This window comes from Marivirga sp. (assembly GCF_024636815.1).
Classification (GTDB): domain Bacteria; phylum Bacteroidota; class Bacteroidia; order Cytophagales; family Cyclobacteriaceae; genus Marivirga.
The window spans coordinates 37,406-55,699 of record NZ_JAGXGF010000076.1; the positions used below are offsets into that span (position 1 = coordinate 37,406).

Here is an 18,294-nt window from a genome sequence, read left to right on the forward strand (position 1 = left end):
TTTTCAAGGAAGTTTTTATTCAAAATGTTATATTTCGAAACGAAGCTTAAATTAGCTATGTTAGAAGCATAAATTGAATAAGATGGATTTTAACCCTGTTATATTATCAATCCCTATTTATTTCGCCCTTATTGGGATTGAATTACTCATTCAGGCTGTAAAAAGATATAGGATTTACAGATTGAATGATGCCATTACCAATATAAGCTGTGGGATCACGCAGCAGGTAACGGGTATATTTTTCAAAATATTAAGCGTGGCTGCTTATCAATGGGTATTTGAAAACTTTGCCTTGTTCTCCATAGCTCCTACCTGGTACAATCTCATTTTACTTTTCATTTTAGCTGATTTCTTCTACTACTGGGCACATAGAAAAAGTCATGAAATCAATTTATTTTGGGGCGGACATGTTGTGCATCATCAAAGTGAAGATTATAACTTCTCTGTAGCCTTAAGACAAGGTTCATTTCAAATCATCTGGACATTCTTCTTTTACTTCCCCTTGGCTATTTTGGGTTTTGATACATTAAGCTTTGTATTAATGTCAGGACTGGTCACGGTTTACCAATTTTGGATTCATACCGAAACTATAGGGAAACTAGGTCCTGTTGAGTGGATTTTCAATACACCATCACACCACAGAGTACATCACGGACGAAATCCTAAATACATAGATAAAAATCATGCTGGTGTTTTTATCATTTGGGACAAAATGTTTGGCACTTTTCAGAAAGAAGAAGAAAGACCGACTTATGGAATCACTAAACAAACGGCTAGCTGGAATCCTGTTTGGGTAAACTTGCAGCATTATGTTGAAATGGGTCATGGTTTGAAACAAATGAAAGGATTTAAAAATAAATTCAAATATATTTTCTACCCTCCAGGCTGGCAACCTAAGGAAATGGGAGGACAAATGCCTATTCCTGAAGTTGACCCAGAAAAAGATAGAAAATACGATAAGCAAACCTCAGGCGCTTTCAGTTTATATGTTTTAATTCAATACATCATTATTTTAGCTGGTACTGCACTCTTCCTTTTCAATGCTGATACTTTTAATATTTGGGAACAAGTATTAACGGTCTCATTGATTATTTTAGGAGTTACAGGCGCAGGGGTGATTTTAGAAGAAAAGAAATATTCGTTTGGTCTGGAAGTGTTTAGAGTGCTACTAACACCTCTGGTAATTGCTTTTGTTCTGCTTCCAAATGCTGGGTCACTTGTTGTCTTAGCCATTTTAGCTTATGGAATTATATCATTTGCATCACTAATTTTTATTAAAAAATCATATTCAACAATTAAACAACCTTCAACAAAATCAATTTCATGAAGATAACTCGGATAATTCCATTAGCTATATTTTTATTTATTATTGCTTGCACTGAAATCCCTGAATTGAATAACATAGATTTAAAAAAATGGAAAGAGGATAAAGATGCTTGTAAGGAATACCGAATTGAGGCAGTAGATGATTTATTATCTCAAAAAGAAAAACTTAAAGGGCTTTCTCAAAATGAAATTATTAATCTACTAGGAACTGCTGACAAACATCAATTATATGAAAGAAGCCAGAAATTTTTTATCTATTACTTGAACCCTAACGAAAATTGTGATCAATACACAGAGGGTTATGTAAAAGCTTTATATATTCGTTTTAACTCATTAGACCAGGCCATTGATTTCAATGTGCAGGAAGTTAAATAAGACTATATTATTTTTTTAACGCTATATTAATTGTTTATCATGGCAAATTGGAGAAGAAAACTTTACGACTGGAAAATAAGAAATTTAGCCTATGCAATGGCATTTGGGATATTTCTACTTGCAATTGCTATTTATATGGTAATTATGCATACGGGTATTAACCAACAAAGCCTGCTTAGGACAAATACTCTTGCTAATTTGGATAAAATAAGTTTACCATTAGCTCCTCAATATATTTCAGAAAATAAAGAAAATATCGGTTCAAATATTAGAACAGTAGAAAGAATACTATTTGCTTATACAAAAGGAGGACAAATAGGTGAAGAAAAAATTCAAGTTAAAATCAATAATGAATTAAAAACTAAAGTTGAAGAATTATTGATTGTTTGGAATCCATTGAAAGAAACGCTTTATAGTATTCAAGATGGAGAAACTTCCGTAAATGAGGCTAAAGCAAATCTTGAAAAAAGATATAATGCCTTTATCAAAGAACAAGCTAAAATTAAGCGATTAGTCTATGAAATAAATCAAAAGGAAGAACAAGCAGAAACGTTCTATACTATTCTTCTTTACTTGTATATTTTAATACTAAGTTCATTCATTTACTGGATAGTAAAATACCTTATTCTTAACCCCATATTTAAAATTTCAATTTCATCAAGAGAATTAGCGAAAGGTAATTTAACTGAAAAAATACCCTATAAAAGTAAAAATGAGTTGGGCTATATTGCTCAAAACATCAACTCCATGGCTGAAATTTTAGAAAATGCTACGGATTTCACCACTAAAATAGGCGAAGGTAAATTAGATGCTGATTATAAGGGGCTGGATGAAAACCATGATAATTCATTAGCTTCATCTCTATTACAGATGCGTGAAAAAATGAAAGAATCTGCCAAAGCAGATAAAGAGCGTAGTTGGGTAAACGAAGGTTTGGCTAAATTTGCAGATATCCTCAGAAACAATAATGATAATATTGAGGAACTATCTTACCAAATCATTTCCAACTTAGTAAAGTTCATGGAAGCCAATCAAGGTGCTTTATTTGTATTATCAGAGCCGGAAGATAAGGATGAGCAACCTACAATTATTCTGGAATCAGCTTATGCATATGAGCGTAGAAAAAGAATTAAAAAAGAAATTGCCATAGGTGAAGGTTTGGTTGGACAATCAGTTCAGGAAGGTGATAGAATATATCTAACTGAAGTACCTGAAGATTTTGTGGAAATTAAATCTGGCCTTGGTGAAACGCTTCCTAGATGTGTTTTAATTGTACCACTTAAAATAAATGAGGAGATAAAAGGTGTTGTGGAAATCGCCTCCATACAAGATATTCCTGAATATAAAATAGAGTTCGTTGAAAAACTAGGTGAAAATATTGCCTCAACTATTGCCAATGCAAAAACAAATGAGCGCACCAAAAAACTCTTGATGGAATCTCAGGAAATGACTGAGCAGATGAGGTCCCAAGAAGAAGAAATGCGTCAAAACATGGAAGAAATGGAAGCTACCCAGGAAGAAATGGGAAGAGCTCAAACTGAAATGGCTGAGAAAGAGGCTAATCTAAATGCGTTAATCAATAACACCACTGACTCCATTATTTTAATTGATACTGATTATGAAATTATTTTGATGAATGATGTCATCAAAAATAGATACAAAGACACACAGTATGAGAAAATGAAAGAAGGAAGTAATGCTCTGGATATGCTGGGAGATGTAAGAGATGAGTGGAAAGGCTATTATGACAGAGTGTTTAAAGGTGAATTCCTATCGTTTACTATCAAAAGTAGCGTGAAAGGAGAAGATTCTTATCGTCACTATGACATCCATCCTATTAAGCAAAAGGACGGAGAAATAACTGGGGCTTCAGTATTCTCTCGAGATATTACTAAAGAAAAACAACTGGAAATACAAAGAGAAGAAAATGCCAAAAAACTGGCTCAAAGAGAATTTGTGTTAAATGGGATGATTAACAATACAGAAGACACCTATTTCGCAATCAATACCAATTATGAGATTCTAGTTGTAAATGATGTTTTAAAAAATCGATTCAAACAATCAGGAGTTGATCTTAAACCAGGTTTAAGTATTCTAAGTATTTTACCAAAAGAACAATTGGAAAAATGGAAAGCTAGATATGATAAAGCTTTAGCTGGTGAGAAATTGAAAATTGAAGAAGTTAGAGAGCTGCAAAGTGGAAATTTAACTATCGAAACAAGATGCGAACCTATTTTAAACGATAAAGATGAAGTTATAGGGGTTTCTACTGTTTCCAAAGACATTACGGAACTTGTAAAAGCACAAGAAGAAAAGGAAAAACTTCAGAAAGAATTAGAAAAACTTAAAGGCAAAAAATAATCAATATTAAATGGCGATTTTAGTATACGATATAATATCGTATATTTGAATGTAAATCAAAATTTAAAGCATTATGAAAGTTACAGCCTTAATACCAGATGAATTAATAGAAAAAGTAAAGGCTAAAAGTGGTGGTAAAAATATCACTGAAAGTTTAATTATAGCCCTAACTGAATACCTAAATGAAAAAAAAGTAGACGACCTTATTGATCAGGTAAATGAAAAGCCTTTAGTTTTAAATGAAAGTTTTACTGCCTACGGTATTCGAAAAATCAACCGCAATAGATGATTATTGTTGACACCTCAATTTGGATTGAGTATTTGAAAGGAAATGAACATTATCGAAATGTCTTACCTCAATATCTTAGAGAAAAACATGTGGTAGCCATAAGTGCTATTTTTGGTGAGTTATTGCAAGGAGTGAAAAACAAAAGAGAATATGAAATCATTACTGGTTTCTGGAAGAGTTTACCTAAAGTCAATGAAGAGGAATTATTTATTGAAGCCGGTAAACTTTCCAATGAATTTAAACTTTATAATGCGGGTGTGGGTTTAATCGATACTTATATTCTGGCAGCTGCCTTAACAAATGATTATGCACTCTGGAGTTTAGATAAAAAATTGAATGAAGCAATTGATATAATAGAAAACAAATAAATACTCTTAGCCAAACACATTAGAAAACAGATTAAACATTTGTAAGTTTCTAATTAATTAAAAATTTGTGTAAAATATTATTGAATTCATATACTATGTTTAAAAACACTACCTTCCTATTCCTCTTATCTATCTTCTTAGTCGCTTGCCAATCTGGCGAAAAGAAAGAAAGTACAAAAAATGAGACTTCAAATTCAATCCCTAAAGTTGATGTAGCAGATATAGAATCAGGAATTAAAAATTATATTGATAAAAAGACTAAACAGGCCGATGGCTATTTTCATATAAAAGATGAAAATAAAGAATTGAGGCTAAAACTTGTTCGTGTTCATACAGAATACCTTTCCAATTTGGGTCCCAATAGACATTTTGCTTGTGTTGATTTAGCAGATGAAAACGGAGATGTATATGATGTAGATTTTTTCATGGAAGGAAAATCAGGTGCCATGGATGTTACGGAAACCACCGTTCATAAATTAAACGGAAAGCCATTTTACAGCTGGAAACAAAAAGAAGATAAAACATGGCATAGAGTGCCAATTGAATCAGCATCGAATGAATTATTGGGCGTCATAGAAGGGAAAGATGAATTCGAATTTTATTACGAAACCACATTACCTGAAATTCAAAATGAAGCCAAGGTTTGGATTCCAATCGCTCAATCAGATAAATTTCAGGATATTGAAATTTTAAGTATGGAAATTCAAGGTGAAGATAAAATGCTAAAAGAGGTAGAATATGGAAATAAAATATTATTTCTAAGCCTTAATAGTGAGCACAGCAATAAGCCATTAAAAATCACTTATCATGTTAAAAGAAAAGAGAAAGGTGCTTATTCGGAAAGGAATCCAGATTTAGCAAAATATTTAAGTGGAAATATATTAATGCCCGTTGGAAATGAACGATTTAAAGAAATTGTGGCAGAAGCTACAGAAGGAAAAGAAAATGATAGTAAACTCATCCAGGCCAGAGCTATTTATGATTATATAATAGACAATATGCGCTATGCAAAAAATGAAAAATACGGAACAGGGGATGCTGTTTATGCTTGTGATTCCAAGACAGGAAATTGTACGGAATTTCATTCTCTATTTATTTCACTAGCAAGAACAGCTAATATTCCTACACGTTTCGCTATAGGAGCAGCAATTCCTTCTGATAGAAATGAAGGTGGAATAGATGGCTATCATTGTTGGGCGGAATTTTATGCAGAAGATAAATGGTGGCCTGTTGACATTAGTGAAGGTAATAAATACACTGCCCTGGCAACCTATTATTTTGGTAGACACCCTGCCAATAGAATTGAGTTTACTAAAGGAAGAGACTTAAGATTTGAACCCTCTCCTCAATCTAACTCCGTAAAATTTATGGCTTATCCAATTTTTGAAGTGGATGGAAAAAGTAAAGTAAGCAATGCCAAGTTTAGCTTTCAAAGAATTATTAATCAGGAGATTTAACTTTAAATAAAAAAAACCATGAATTTCAGAATTCATGGTTTTTAGTTTAATGATACTTTTGGATTTAGTTAGCAGGATGCTCATCTCCACCCTCTGTAGGATGCTCTTCTCCTTCAGGATGCTCTTCTCCTTCAGGATGCTCTTCATGCATTGTGCTGTCCATTTCCTCTTCCATAATTACTCCTTCTGTTGATTCATCTTCTGAAGAAGCATCTTTATTACCATCACCACACGAAATTAATGTAGCTGATAAAAAGAAAACTGCTGCTAATGCAACAAGACTTAGGGATTTGATTTTTTGTAAAATTTTCATAGTTAGTTAATTGGTTATGATTAATTCAAATGAAAGTTAAGAAAATAAGATTTTAAATCAATTGGATTGGGAATAAAATATTTATTCAATTGAATCTTTCCCTATAGATATGATCCATTTTTCTAATTGATTAAATTGTTTTCGACTCCAATAATTAATATTTCGCAAGCTTTTATTCTGTTCTTCTAAGGAAGAATTTATTAGCATAAATTCCTCCTGAATATGGGTCTGTATTTCTTTTTGCAACTTTCCTTGGCTTTGAATCTGAGTACTAAGTAATTCAATGTTTTGTGTCTGTTGTTTTAAATTAGCCAATATAGCTTCCTGTTTCAACTTCAACTTATTATTATCTTCATAAGCTTGATAACCTATAACACCTATAAACAAAAATAAAAGCAATAGAATAAAACTCGGAATAATGAAGTTTACTTTATTCTGTTTTGCAATTGGAGTTGGGGCAACAGGATTATTAAATTGATCAGAAGCATTTGGAGCCATTACATACTTTTTCCCTGTATACTGGAACAATTGAATTAATAAATCTCCATCAGCAATAGTATGCTGCTGATAATCTTCAAATTCAGCATTTCCGATTTGAACTAAATTATCTTTTAATGGGGTATAAGGAATAGAAAAACATGCTCCATTTTGCTCTAGCTTCTTTATAAATACGATTAATTGAAAATACTCAGATAGGGCATTTTGCATATTATCGCCTACCTGAATATAAGCAGTCTGCGTATAGGTTGAAATTTGCAAACAGCTATTAGAAATGAAGTAGGGTGCAATATCCTGCATAAACAAAACATCCCCTGCCCTTTTTTCAAGCTCTTGAATAATGGTCTGTTCTTGTTTTGTAAAATTCATTTCTAATCTGATTTGTTTTTATTTCACAATAGTTCTTGGAATAGCAGAAGGTAATCTACTCAACATTTCATTATTCAATAATTGAGTAGTATTTGTAAAGCTGCTCACATTAATAACATTATTTTTCTGTCTTCCAATTAAAACTACTTCATCACCAACTTTTGCTTCTGGAATATTCGTGATATCCACCATAAACAGATTCATATTGATTAATCCTACTATAGGTGCCTTTTTTCCAGCTATCAATACATATCCTCTATTGGAAAGTGCTCTAGGATATCCATTGGAATATCCCAATGGCATTACTGCAATTTTCATTTTGTGGCTGGCCTGAAAAGCTGTTCCATATCCAATAAAGTCACCTTCGGGGACATCTCTAATATCCATAATATCCGTTTTCCAACTAAAAATTCTCTTTAGTGCTCCATCCGACTTTTTATCAGTCTCCGACAAATGATGATAATAAATATCAGGGCTTGGCCAGAATCCATATTGAGCTACTCCTACCCTTACTAAATCATAAACTGTATCTGGCATAGCTAAGGCTGCTGCAGAACAAGCTATGTGTCTGATATTAGGTTCAAACTTTTTGTCTTTGCAAATTTTCAGGAATTCTTTGTATTTGGCTTTTTGTCTATCAATTTTAAATTGATTACTTAAACTTTCTGCCCCTCCGAAATGTGTACATAATCCTTGAAATACGATATGCTCTTTATTTTTCTTTAAAAAATTAAGGGCCTTAGGAAATTCTTCAGCGGGCATACCCGTTCTATTGGCTCCCGTTTCCACTTCAATATGAACTTTAGCGGTTTTACCTACTTTTTTGGCTGCTTCCAGCGTTATAGGCAATCGGTCGTAATTGTAAACGAAAAATTCAATATTATTCTCAATTGCCCAAGGGATATCTTCCTCATAGATAATCCCCATAATCATAATTTGGCTTTTTTCATTACAAGCATTAAGCACTTCCTCTGCTTCAAAAGAAGAAGCAACAGAAAAATGATGTACTCCACACTTTTCCGCCATGGGTACGAAAGACTCAATGCCATGACCATAGGCATTGGCTTTCACTACTGAGGAAAGAATCGCTTTCTTTCCTATTTTCTTTTTAATAAATTTAACATTTGCTTTTAATGCCGATTGTTTCAGCTCTATTCTCGAAGAGTGTTTTACCATTTTTTCTTTGTTTCCAGCCAGGTATAAGCTTTCCCCCAGCTATCTTTTGCTAATGTTTTAACTTTTTCAACTTCACTAAGCGGTACATTATCTACCTTATCTGCTGCCTCCAGATCATTAAAATGGAATGCATAAGTTCGTGCAGCAAATTCATGTAAAGGCAATGATGATTCACCATGATTCTCTCCGTTTCCAAAAACTGAAGGTTTTATATTTTGTCCCCAATCCTGTCTTCCCTCATTATTAGGATTTAAGAAATAAGCCCTATACTCATCTGATGGATCTTTATCAACTCTCAATAGTGAAATTGCATGAAAACCAAGCATTTCTCCTTTTGAACTAGTGATGAAAATACCAACAGGGTTTGGATAAATCAACCTATGGTTACCATTATATTCAGGATGACACATCGCATAAAATACTTTTACAAAGCCATCAAAATCAACAATCGCATTAGAAAAATAATCATAAGCAGAAGCAAATCCAATCTGAATCCATTGTCCATATAAGGCAGGATTAACCCATTTGTGCGGATCCTCTGCTCTTCCTGAACCACGTAGCATCATCTCATTATAAACTCTATCCAACATTGGGACTAGCGTAACAGAAACAGCATCTAAGTTATAATCTAGTGTTTGCACCAAGCCTTGTCCAGTTACAGAAGCCTTGATTTCCTGACCTTCAAAACGGAAAGTAATATCATTAGTGACTGCGGCTGTCTGCACGATATTAATCAATTTTGCAGGGGCATGTTGACTCCACATACTAATTCCTCTTGCACTTTGACAAGTCGGATTATTTCCTTGACCTACTCCAAGTGGTTGTCCTAATATTCTGAAAAGTGCCCCGATTAAATATTGCCGAGCACTTACTGATTGATGAGGATTAGTTGTTGATTTCAAGATCCTAGCTTCAACCTCAGGATGAATTTTAATTTCTCCTATATTGGATAATCCTGAACGAACGGCCTCCCTGGCAATGATTCCATTTTCTAACATCTTTGCCAATCCGTAAATGCATTGAGCATTATAAATATGCACAGTTTTAAGAATAAGTTTAGAAAGATAATCTACATGCTCATTCCACCTTGTTTCCCCAATTGGAGATAATCCAAGACAAACTGGAACTGTTTGGAAATATTCTTTTACAATTAGAAATTTCAAAAGGACAGCATGAAATTGACTTACTAAACCATATCTCAACATGGATTCACCCATTTCTTGTGCCTCAAGATAAATTTCTGTATTATTTAATTTACCTAGTACAGATTCATATTCTTCAACTTTTACATCTGCTGTGCGCTGAGTAGGTCTATATATACTTCGTTGAAAGCTTAGTAACTTTTGATCACTTTCTTTATTGGGGTCTAATTCAATCTTTTCCTTAACTAAAGCAATGATTTTTCTTTGCTTTTCAGTTACCACCGGTCTTTGCTCACAAATTAAGGTCAATTCCTCAGCTAGTGTCCCTTTAACATCATCTAAATGAATCTGGTCTGAAATAAATTTGAATAGATTATGAACTTTACCCAGCTCATGCTCACTCATAGTTAAGCGAGTTTCTTCAACTGGTTCGTTGAATACAAATTCAAGATTAGACACCAAAACCTCTTGTATATAAACTTCTGCCTCTTTCGCAGAAATTACATCAGTTTTGTAGTCTCCTTTTGCAATTGCCAGTAACCGTAGTTCACTTAGGAGCTCAATAGTAGAATTAGGATGGCCACTTTTCAAAGTACCATTCACCAGTCTTGCGACTAATTTAGAAGGATCTGACCAAGGCGATTCATTAAAAATTCCTCCTTCAGATAAATCTTCTATTGCTGCATAAATTAGACCTAATCCCTCAACTGAATCACTCAGAATATCTATCTGCCCCATCAGTCTATTAGCTTTTTCTGGTCTAGTTAAAGAAGTAGCTGCAGAAAATTCTTCTATGAGCTCTTTAAGCTTTTGATTACTATTATCAATTATTGTTTGATTCCCCATGGGATTCTAAAAATTTATAAGATTCATTGTCAAATTTAAAAAATGACAAGCGTTAATAATATTCAAGAAAGCATTAAAAATGCTTAGAATATGAAAATTAATAAAAATTAGCACAAACTAATGCTTGCGCTAATTTTCAATATTACTGGACGCAATAGAGAAGCTTGCGTCAGTTTATCATGATTATATACAAGTATAAACTTGTATTTATTACTGCTTAATATAAAAGATTAATGATAGAAATCTACATTTTCATAATGTAATAACAATTCAGTCATTCTATCAGGATCTTCACCTTTAAAGTTTACTGTACCAAAATGGTTTCCAAATCCAGCTCTATCACTAATTTTTTGTGTAGTCATAGGCGGAATCAAATTATGATCTAAGAAATATGGTTCTTCTTTCAGTTCCTCAGGAATTTCTAGTTTTGAAATAGAATTTTTATGAGGATAAATCATCACATTACCATAGAAATTCTTAGGTCTTGCATCTGGACCAGGCAATATTTCTTGTATTTCTTCTTCTGATAAATTAGGGTCATGCATTAAAACAAACGCACCTAATGCATCAAAATCATAAGCCTTCCCTGCTAATTCCAAAATATGACCACCTGGAATTCTGCAAGCTACCTCTCCAAAACTTAAGGTATCATCTTCTGTTAAGAACCACTCTGGGTGAATCATCCCATATTCTATACCGAATAAATCAACCAATTTCTGCATTTCCTTCATGATTTTATCACGCTTGGAATTCAATAGGTTACCTTCAGGTATAAAATTAGAATAGCCCAATTTCACGTATTCAGTAATATTTAAGAATCGAATTTTTCCTTTGTGAATAAAGGCTTCACATGAAAATTCAGTTCCGGGTAAATGGCTTTCTGCCAAACAAGGAAAGTCATCCTCTTGGCATTTCTGTTCAACATCATCCATTGTACGCAACAGTCGGTGTCCAACAGTACCAGCTGATGCAAATGGTTTAATATGAACCCAGCTATCTTCTTCTCCGTCTACCTGGAGGTTAGCCTGATTTAATCTTTTCATAAAGGCTTTCACACCTTCTTTGTTATAAACCTCTTCAAATAAACCTACACGTAAACCACCAATTAAAGCTTTTCGCTTCATCATGGCTTTGTTTCTAAATAGAAAAGCACGGTTTAATACACGAGGATCATCTCTGTAGATAGAATTTAATGCTCCAGCCCATTCCACAGTTTCTTCAAATAGCGGAACCGCTACATCTGCATTAAAAGGTTTTAATTTTTCATGCAAATCTATAGAGTTGGAAGTATCACTCCATTCATCAAATTGGTAAGCAACAAAAGGGATATCATGCTCTTTAGCATAATCCTCAAAATCAGGAAATGATACCACTACATAAGGTTTATTGAGTTTTTGCATACTCTCGATCACGGGTAAACTCCAACCCATTAGTGCAAAACAATTTGCCATAGTTATTATAGTTTAGTTTAAAAGTTTTGTAATTCACTTATATTAACTATAAAATTACCAAGTCCGATATATTACTATGTTATCTATAAATATGACAAGGTTGCAATTTACACATTTGAAGCTTATAGTAGTGCAATATGAAGGGAAATTCAGATGGTGCCCCCTTAATAATCAAGAGAGAAAAATAAGTTAGTACCACAGATCAAGAAATAGCAAAAACCAGAAAAATTGGATAGAAACGGAAATATAGTTGTGAATTAGCTTGTCATATTTAGGGATAGACAATTGTCTATTGTCTATTGTCTATTGTCTAAACTACCATTCATAAAGCTATAAGTTCTTCTAAAATAAAGTACTTAAATTATTCGGGAAAACAGACTAACTTAATTTAAAGAAAAAATTTAAACAATGAGAAAAGTTATAATACTATTAGTGATTGGCTTAATGGTAAATCACCAATCCTATTCACAGGAAAGAAAAATAGAAGCTGAAAAAGAGGTTGTCACGACCCATCAGGTGAGCATAAAAGGAAAAAAAATATCTTATACTGCTCAGACAGGTACTGAACCAGTATGGAACCAAGAAGGAAAACCCATTGCAGCTGTTCATTATACTTACTATAAACGATCAGACATTTCCAATAGAGAAAGAAGGCCTTTGGTTATATCTTTTAACGGAGGACCCGGATCAGCTTCGGTATGGATGCATTTGGCCTATACTGGTCCTAAAATTTTAAGAATCGATAAAGAGGGATTTCCAATCCAGCCCTATGGAGTAAAAGACAATCCACATTCTATTTTAGATGTTGCAGATATTGTTTACGTCAACCCAATTAATACAGGATATTCAAGAATTTTGGATCCTGAAGCTAAAAAAGAAAACTTTTTTGGAGTGAATCAGGATATTGAATACTTAGCAGAATGGCTAAATACTTTTGTCACCAGAGTAAATCGATGGAATTCACCAAAATACCTGATAGGTGAAAGTTATGGAACCACTCGGGTTTCAGGTTTGGCTTTAGAGTTGCAAAATAGTCAATGGATGTATTTGAACGGGGTGATTTTGGTTTCTCCTACTGGCTTAGGAATTGAACGCTCAGGTGCAGTGGAATCAGCTAATCGCTTGCCATACTTCACTGCAGCTGCATGGTACCATGAAAAACTGCCTGCAGATTTGCAAGCAAAAGATTTAGTTGAGGTCTTAGAAGAATCAGAAGCTTATACGATTAATCATCTTTTACCAGCATTAGCAAAAGGTGCATGGATAACAGACGATGAACAGAAAAAGGCAATTCAAAATTTTAGTAAATATTCAGGTTTATCTGAAAAAGTCATCTCACAACATAATATGGATGTTCCAACCTCCTTTTTTTGGAAAGAACTATTAAGAGAAGAAGGGTTTACAATTGGTAGATTAGATTCTCGATATAAAGGAATTGACAAAATGGATGCAGGAACAAGACCAGATTTTAATTCAGAATTAACTTCATGGTTACATTCTTTTACTCCAGCTATCAATTATTACTTCCGCAACTTCCTTGATTATAAAACAGACATCAAATACAATATGTTTGGCCCTGTTCGTCCCTGGGATAACAGTGATGATAATACTGGGGAGAATTTGAGACAAGCCATGGCACAAAACCCATATTTGCATACGATGGTGCAAAGTGGCTATTTTGATGGGGCGACTACTTACTTCAATGCTAAGTATACCATGTGGCATATCGACCCTAGTGGTAAAATGAAAGACAGATTTTCATTTAAAGGTTATAGAAGTGGGCATATGATGTATTTAAGAGCTGAAGATTTAGCTACTTCTAATGAGGACATAAGGAAATTCATTGAAAAAAGCCTTCCTACTGCAGGAACACCTGCAAAATATTAGGTAACTTATTACTGCCCAGTTAGAGGTGAAGCTGGGCAGTAATATTCTACCACCCTTTTTTAAGCAACTACTAAATTCGCTTAAAAAGTCCTCTTCTTTTTTTCCAGTTTCCTCAAAAGCTTTTTTTGATCTGAGTTGGTAATTTTAAATTCAAACCTTCCTACTATTTTAAATAAGTTTTAAATTTATTTAGTGTATTTATCCATTGAAATGTAGCTTTGCTGTAATCATTAATTAAAATAAAAATCCTTTAGTCATGAATCCGTATTCTTGGCTTCTTTTATCTAAAATAAAATGCAAGATATCATCATAATTGGCGGTGGAATATTAGGTTTGGCTACTGCTTTGAAAATCAAACAGAAGAATGCTAAACTTTCAGTCCTTTTATTAGAGAAAGAAGATAAATTAGCTCAACACCAAACTGGCAATAACAGTGGTGTAATCCACTCTGGCGTTTATTACAAACCAGGTAGTCTTAAAGCCAAAAACTGCATTGATGGTTATAATCAATTATTAAAATTTTGCGATAAAGAAGGAGTTCCTTATGAATTATGTGGTAAAGTAATTGTAGCTACAGATAAAAGTGAGCTCTCTACCCTTTCCATGATTGAAGAAAGAGGTGCGCAAAATGGTCTTCAAAACCTAAAAAGACTTACAAAAGAAGAGGTAAAAGAGCATGAGCCCTATGTAAATGGCATAGCAGGGATTCATGTTCCTCAAACAGGAATCATCGATTATACTGCCGTTTCACTAAAATATGCTGAAATATTTCAAGAATTAGGGGGAGAAATTTCTATAGGACAGAAAGTAATCGATATTCAGGAAAAGAATGGAGTTACCACTATCATCACCAATAAAGATAAATTTGATACAAAATTAGTAGTGAATTGCGCAGGCTTATATTCTGATAAGATCGCCAAATTAACTTCAGAAAAGCTTGATTTAAAAATCATTCCTTTCCGTGGCGAGTATTTTATGATTAAACCTGAAAAACAGTATTTAATCAAGAACTTAGTCTATCCAGTTCCTGATCCTAATTTTCCTTTTTTAGGTGTTCATTTCACCAGAATGATCAATGGAGGTATAGAAGCTGGCCCTAACGCAGTTTTGGCTTTTAAACGTGAAGGTTACCGCAAATCAATGTTTAATCTAGTTGAGTTGGGCGAATCCTTAGCCTGGCCGGGATTTCAAAAGGTAGCAGCTAAATACTGGAAAACAGGTTTTGGAGAAATGTATCGTTCATTTTCCAAATCAGCTTTTACTACAGCATTACAGAAACTATTACCAGATATTACAGAAAATGACTTAACGCCAGGTGGCGCTGGTGTAAGAGCGCAGGCATGTGATAGAAACGGAGGACTGATAGACGATTTCTTGATATTGGAAGAAAGCAATGCGATTAATGTCTGCAATGCTCCTTCGCCAGCTGCTACTTCTTCTTTATCCATCGGTGATCATGTGAGTGATTTAGCAGTGAAGAGGTTTTAGAGCTACTGATAAATCTTTGTATGGATAAATATTGACTTCGTGAGGCCTGTCAGAAGACTTTCATTTTTATATATTGCACTATGATAGAAGAAATCATTTCATATTTTCAAGAATATTGGAATATCAGCCCTGATATTCAAACTAAAATTTTTTACAGCTTAGTCAGTATAGTTGTCTTGGTCATTCTAAGATTTTCTGCTCTTAAGTTGGTCTTTAAAAATTTTAAAGAACCAAAAGTCCGATACTTGTGGAAAAATGGGGTAAAAAATATTTACTACATTTTATTGCTTATCATTTTACTTAATATCTGGATTGATAAGATAGATTCAATTGGTACATTTTTAGGTCTGGTAAGTGCGGGTTTAGCCATTGCATTACAGGTTCCCATAGTGAATCTTGCAGCATGGTTATTTATTGTGATTCGTAAGCCTTTTGAAGTTGGAGATCGAATAGAAATTGCAGATGTTGCCGGTGATGTGATTGATATTCGTTTTTTTCAATTTACGATTAATGAAATTGGAAATTGGGTAGGTGCAGACCAAAGTACAGGTAGAATAATTCATATTCCTAATGGGAAAGTTTTTAGAGTAAGTCAGGCCAATTATAATCAGGGATTTAGCCATATATGGATAGAAATGCCCGTTTTGTTAACATTTGAAAGCAATTGGAGAAAAGCTAAAGAGTTACTAGAAAAAATAATTCAGAATCATGCAGAAGAATTGTCTTTTAGCGCAAAAAGAAAGCTTTTACAAGCCTCAAAACAATTTATGATCTTCTATAGCAACCTTACTCCTATTGTATATACCTCAGTTAAAGATAGTGGGGTCGAATTAACTATTAGATTTCTCTCAGAGCCAAAGAAACGAAGAGTTACAGAAAATAATGTATGGGAAGAAATATTAGATATTATCGCAAAGCATGAAGATATAGATTTTGCATATCCTACACAAAGAATTTATTACAATCACACTGAGGGAAAAGAAGGGACTAAAAACAAATAAATTTTGAATGCGCAGTCTTATCTAAGGCATTTGGATCACTATATTCTAAATCCTTATGCCATAATCATAATAAATTTATATTTTTGCCTAAACACACAATACAGAAAACTATGTCAAATAACTTATTAGCAGGAAAAAAAGGAATTATCACAGGAGCTTTAGATGAAAACTCTATTGCCTGGAAAGTAGCTTTAAAAGCAAAAGAGCAAGGCGCAAAATTTGTTTTGACCAATGCTCCAGTTGCCTTAAGAATGGGCGGAATTCAGGAATTAGCTAAAGAATGCAATACTGAGGTGATTCCTGCTGATGCTACTTCAGTTGATGATATCACTAAATTATATACGGAATCAAAAGAAATATTAGGTGGTAATTTCGATTTTCTTTTACACTCTATCGGCATGAGCCCGAATGTGAGAAAAGGAAAAGCTTACCATGATTTGAACTATGATTGGTTACAAAAGACTTATGATATTTCAGCTGTATCTTTTCACAAAATGATGCAAACGGCAGATAAAATGGACGTAATGAATCAATATGGTTCCATTTTAGGTTTATCTTATATCGCAGCCCAACGTACTTATCCATTTTACAATGATATGGCCGATGCAAAAGCATTATTGGAATCCATTGCGAGAAGCTATGGCTACAGATTCGGTAAAACCAAACAAGTGAGAGTTAACACTATTTCTCAATCTCCTACTCCAACTACGGCTGGGTCAGGAATTGATGGTTTTGATTCTTTCTATAAATTTGCTGAAAAAATGTCTCCTTTAGGAAACGCCACAGCTGAAGAATGTGCTGATTATATCATTATGATGTTCTCTGACTTCACTAAAAAAGTAACTATGCAGAATTTATTTCACGATGGTGGCTACTCTTTTACTGGTATTTCAGAGGAATTAATAGAAGAAATGAAATAAAAATCCTTGCAGGATAATTTTAACTATCAAACCTTCCAGACTTATACAAGCTGGAAGGTTTTTTATTCAATAACTTTCCTATGCTGAAATTCCCCAATGCTAAAATCAATCTAGGGCTTAATATAACTACCAAGCGGACAGATGGATACCATGATATTGAATCCTGCTTCTATCCCATCCCACTGAGAGATGCATTGGAAATTATTCCCTCTGAGAAATTTAATTTTGAAACTACGGGTTTAGAAATACCAGGGGACTCTAATGATAACTTAGTACTTAAGGCTTATCAATTAATTAAAGCTGATTTTAATTTACCCACTGTAGATGTAATCCTACATAAAAACATTCCAATGGGTGCTGGGATGGGCGGTGGTTCTGCTGATGGTGCATTTATGCTAACTTTGCTTAATGAATATTTTAAATTGCATATCTCTGTTAAGAAATTAGAAGCTTATGCTTTACAATTAGGCAGTGATTGCCCATTTTTTATCGAAAACAAAGTCAAATTAGTCAGCGGTAGAGGTGAACTATTTAAAAACACTAAGCTGGATTTATCTGGATATTATTTAGCCTTAGTTTATCCTAATATTCATATCAGTACTGCAGAAGCATACAGTGGAGTAAATCCTAAAAGATCTGAGATTTCTGTAAAAGATGTCATTGAAAAGTATCCTATTGAGGATTGGAAAGGGTTATTAAAAAATGATTTTGAAGAAGGAATTTTCAGAAAACATCCTCAATTACCTAATATCAAAAATGACTTTTATAGTGCAGGTGCGGTCTATGCAAGTATGACTGGCAGTGGATCTACAATTTTTGGGATTTTTAAAGAACAACCTGAGAATAGATATGATTCAATACTAAGTCTATAAATCTTGGATATTAACCTAATAACCTGAGTTCGATTCTAATTTAGGATTCAGAACGCCTGTAAATAGTGAGTTTCAACTAAAAATTCTGAAGCAATAGCGGGCTATTGTAAGGAATTTTTAGGAAGAAAATCGCTGTTTAGAGGTGGGATAGGAAA

General features: G+C 33.6%; 16 protein-coding genes. 11 read left to right on the forward strand and 5 right to left on the reverse strand.

The window, feature by feature from the left end; genetic code table 11:
- Window positions 1–82 precede the first annotated feature (82 nt).
- From Q0L29_RS06005 to Q0L29_RS06030, 6 genes are all read left to right on the forward strand, one after another.
- Window positions 83–1,327 (forward strand): sterol desaturase family protein, encoded by a 1,245-nt coding sequence (locus Q0L29_RS06005; RefSeq protein ID WP_296619933.1) that lies wholly within the window; start codon window positions 83–85, stop codon window positions 1,325–1,327.
- Window positions 1,324–1,701 (forward strand): hypothetical protein, encoded by a 378-nt coding sequence (locus Q0L29_RS06010; protein ID WP_296619934.1) that lies wholly within the window; start codon window positions 1,324–1,326, stop codon window positions 1,699–1,701. The genes Q0L29_RS06005 and Q0L29_RS06010 overlap by 4 nt, the downstream gene beginning before the upstream one ends.
- A gap of 39 nt (window positions 1,702–1,740) precedes the next feature.
- Window positions 1,741–4,062, forward strand: coding sequence for a GAF domain-containing protein (locus Q0L29_RS06015; protein ID WP_296619935.1), 2,322 nt, complete (start codon window positions 1,741–1,743; stop codon window positions 4,060–4,062).
- 73 nt (window positions 4,063–4,135) lie between these two features.
- Window positions 4,136–4,351, forward strand: coding sequence for a DUF2191 domain-containing protein (locus Q0L29_RS06020; RefSeq protein WP_296619937.1), 216 nt, complete (start codon window positions 4,136–4,138; stop codon window positions 4,349–4,351).
- Window positions 4,348–4,719: a PIN domain-containing protein gene (locus Q0L29_RS06025; RefSeq protein WP_296619939.1), complete on the forward strand. Its 372-nt coding sequence runs from the start codon at window positions 4,348–4,350 to the stop codon at window positions 4,717–4,719. Before Q0L29_RS06020 ends, Q0L29_RS06025 begins: the two co-directional genes overlap by 4 nt.
- Window positions 4,720–4,814: 95 nt before the next feature.
- Window positions 4,815–6,176, forward strand: a complete 1,362-nt coding sequence (locus Q0L29_RS06030; RefSeq protein WP_296619941.1) for a transglutaminase-like domain-containing protein — start codon at window positions 4,815–4,817, stop codon at window positions 6,174–6,176.
- A gap of 64 nt (window positions 6,177–6,240) precedes the next feature.
- Here Q0L29_RS06030 and Q0L29_RS06035 read toward each other — a convergent pair whose 3' ends face one another.
- From Q0L29_RS06035 to Q0L29_RS06055, 5 genes are all read right to left on the reverse strand, one after another.
- Window positions 6,241–6,489: a hypothetical protein gene (locus Q0L29_RS06035; RefSeq protein WP_296619944.1), complete on the reverse strand. Its 249-nt coding sequence runs from the start codon at window positions 6,487–6,489 to the stop codon at window positions 6,241–6,243.
- Between the two features lie 81 nt (window positions 6,490–6,570).
- Window positions 6,571–7,356, reverse strand: coding sequence for a hypothetical protein (locus tag Q0L29_RS06040; RefSeq protein WP_296619946.1), 786 nt, complete (start codon window positions 7,354–7,356; stop codon window positions 6,571–6,573).
- Window positions 7,357–7,374: 18 nt separating this feature from the next.
- Window positions 7,375–8,532: an alanine racemase gene (gene alr, locus Q0L29_RS06045; protein ID WP_296619948.1), complete on the reverse strand. Its 1,158-nt coding sequence runs from the start codon at window positions 8,530–8,532 to the stop codon at window positions 7,375–7,377.
- A complete protein-coding gene (locus Q0L29_RS06050) occupies window positions 8,526–10,520 on the reverse strand; it encodes a hypothetical protein (RefSeq protein WP_296619949.1) in 1,995 nt (664 codons plus the stop codon). Before Q0L29_RS06050 ends, alr begins: the two co-directional genes overlap by 7 nt.
- 230 nt (window positions 10,521–10,750) lie before the next feature.
- Window positions 10,751–11,971: a carboxylate--amine ligase gene (locus Q0L29_RS06055; RefSeq protein ID WP_296619951.1), complete on the reverse strand. Its 1,221-nt coding sequence runs from the start codon at window positions 11,969–11,971 to the stop codon at window positions 10,751–10,753.
- A 408-nt stretch (window positions 11,972–12,379) separates the two neighbouring features.
- Here Q0L29_RS06055 and Q0L29_RS06060 point away from each other — a divergent pair, with 408 nt between their 5' ends.
- The 5 genes from Q0L29_RS06060 (at window position 12,380) to ispE (ending at window position 18,139) form a co-directional block, all read left to right on the forward strand.
- Window positions 12,380–13,858: a carboxypeptidase gene (locus Q0L29_RS06060; protein WP_296619953.1), complete on the forward strand. Its 1,479-nt coding sequence runs from the start codon at window positions 12,380–12,382 to the stop codon at window positions 13,856–13,858.
- A gap of 294 nt (window positions 13,859–14,152) precedes the next feature.
- Window positions 14,153–15,346, forward strand: a complete 1,194-nt coding sequence (lhgO, locus tag Q0L29_RS06065; RefSeq protein ID WP_296619954.1) for an L-2-hydroxyglutarate oxidase — start codon at window positions 14,153–14,155, stop codon at window positions 15,344–15,346.
- An 80-nt stretch (window positions 15,347–15,426) separates the two neighbouring features.
- Window positions 15,427–16,347: a mechanosensitive ion channel domain-containing protein gene (locus tag Q0L29_RS06070; RefSeq protein WP_296619955.1), complete on the forward strand. Its 921-nt coding sequence runs from the start codon at window positions 15,427–15,429 to the stop codon at window positions 16,345–16,347.
- A gap of 110 nt (window positions 16,348–16,457) precedes the next feature.
- Complete coding sequence (locus Q0L29_RS06075) at window positions 16,458–17,267, forward strand: SDR family oxidoreductase (RefSeq protein WP_296619957.1); 810 nt, start codon at window positions 16,458–16,460, stop codon at window positions 17,265–17,267.
- An 80-nt stretch (window positions 17,268–17,347) separates the two neighbouring features.
- The gene (ispE, locus tag Q0L29_RS06080; protein ID WP_296619958.1) at window positions 17,348–18,139 is read left to right on the forward strand and encodes a 4-(cytidine 5'-diphospho)-2-C-methyl-D-erythritol kinase; all 792 of its coding nucleotides are present in this window, start codon (window positions 17,348–17,350) and stop codon (window positions 18,137–18,139) included.
- Window positions 18,140–18,294: the final 155 nt, after the last annotated feature.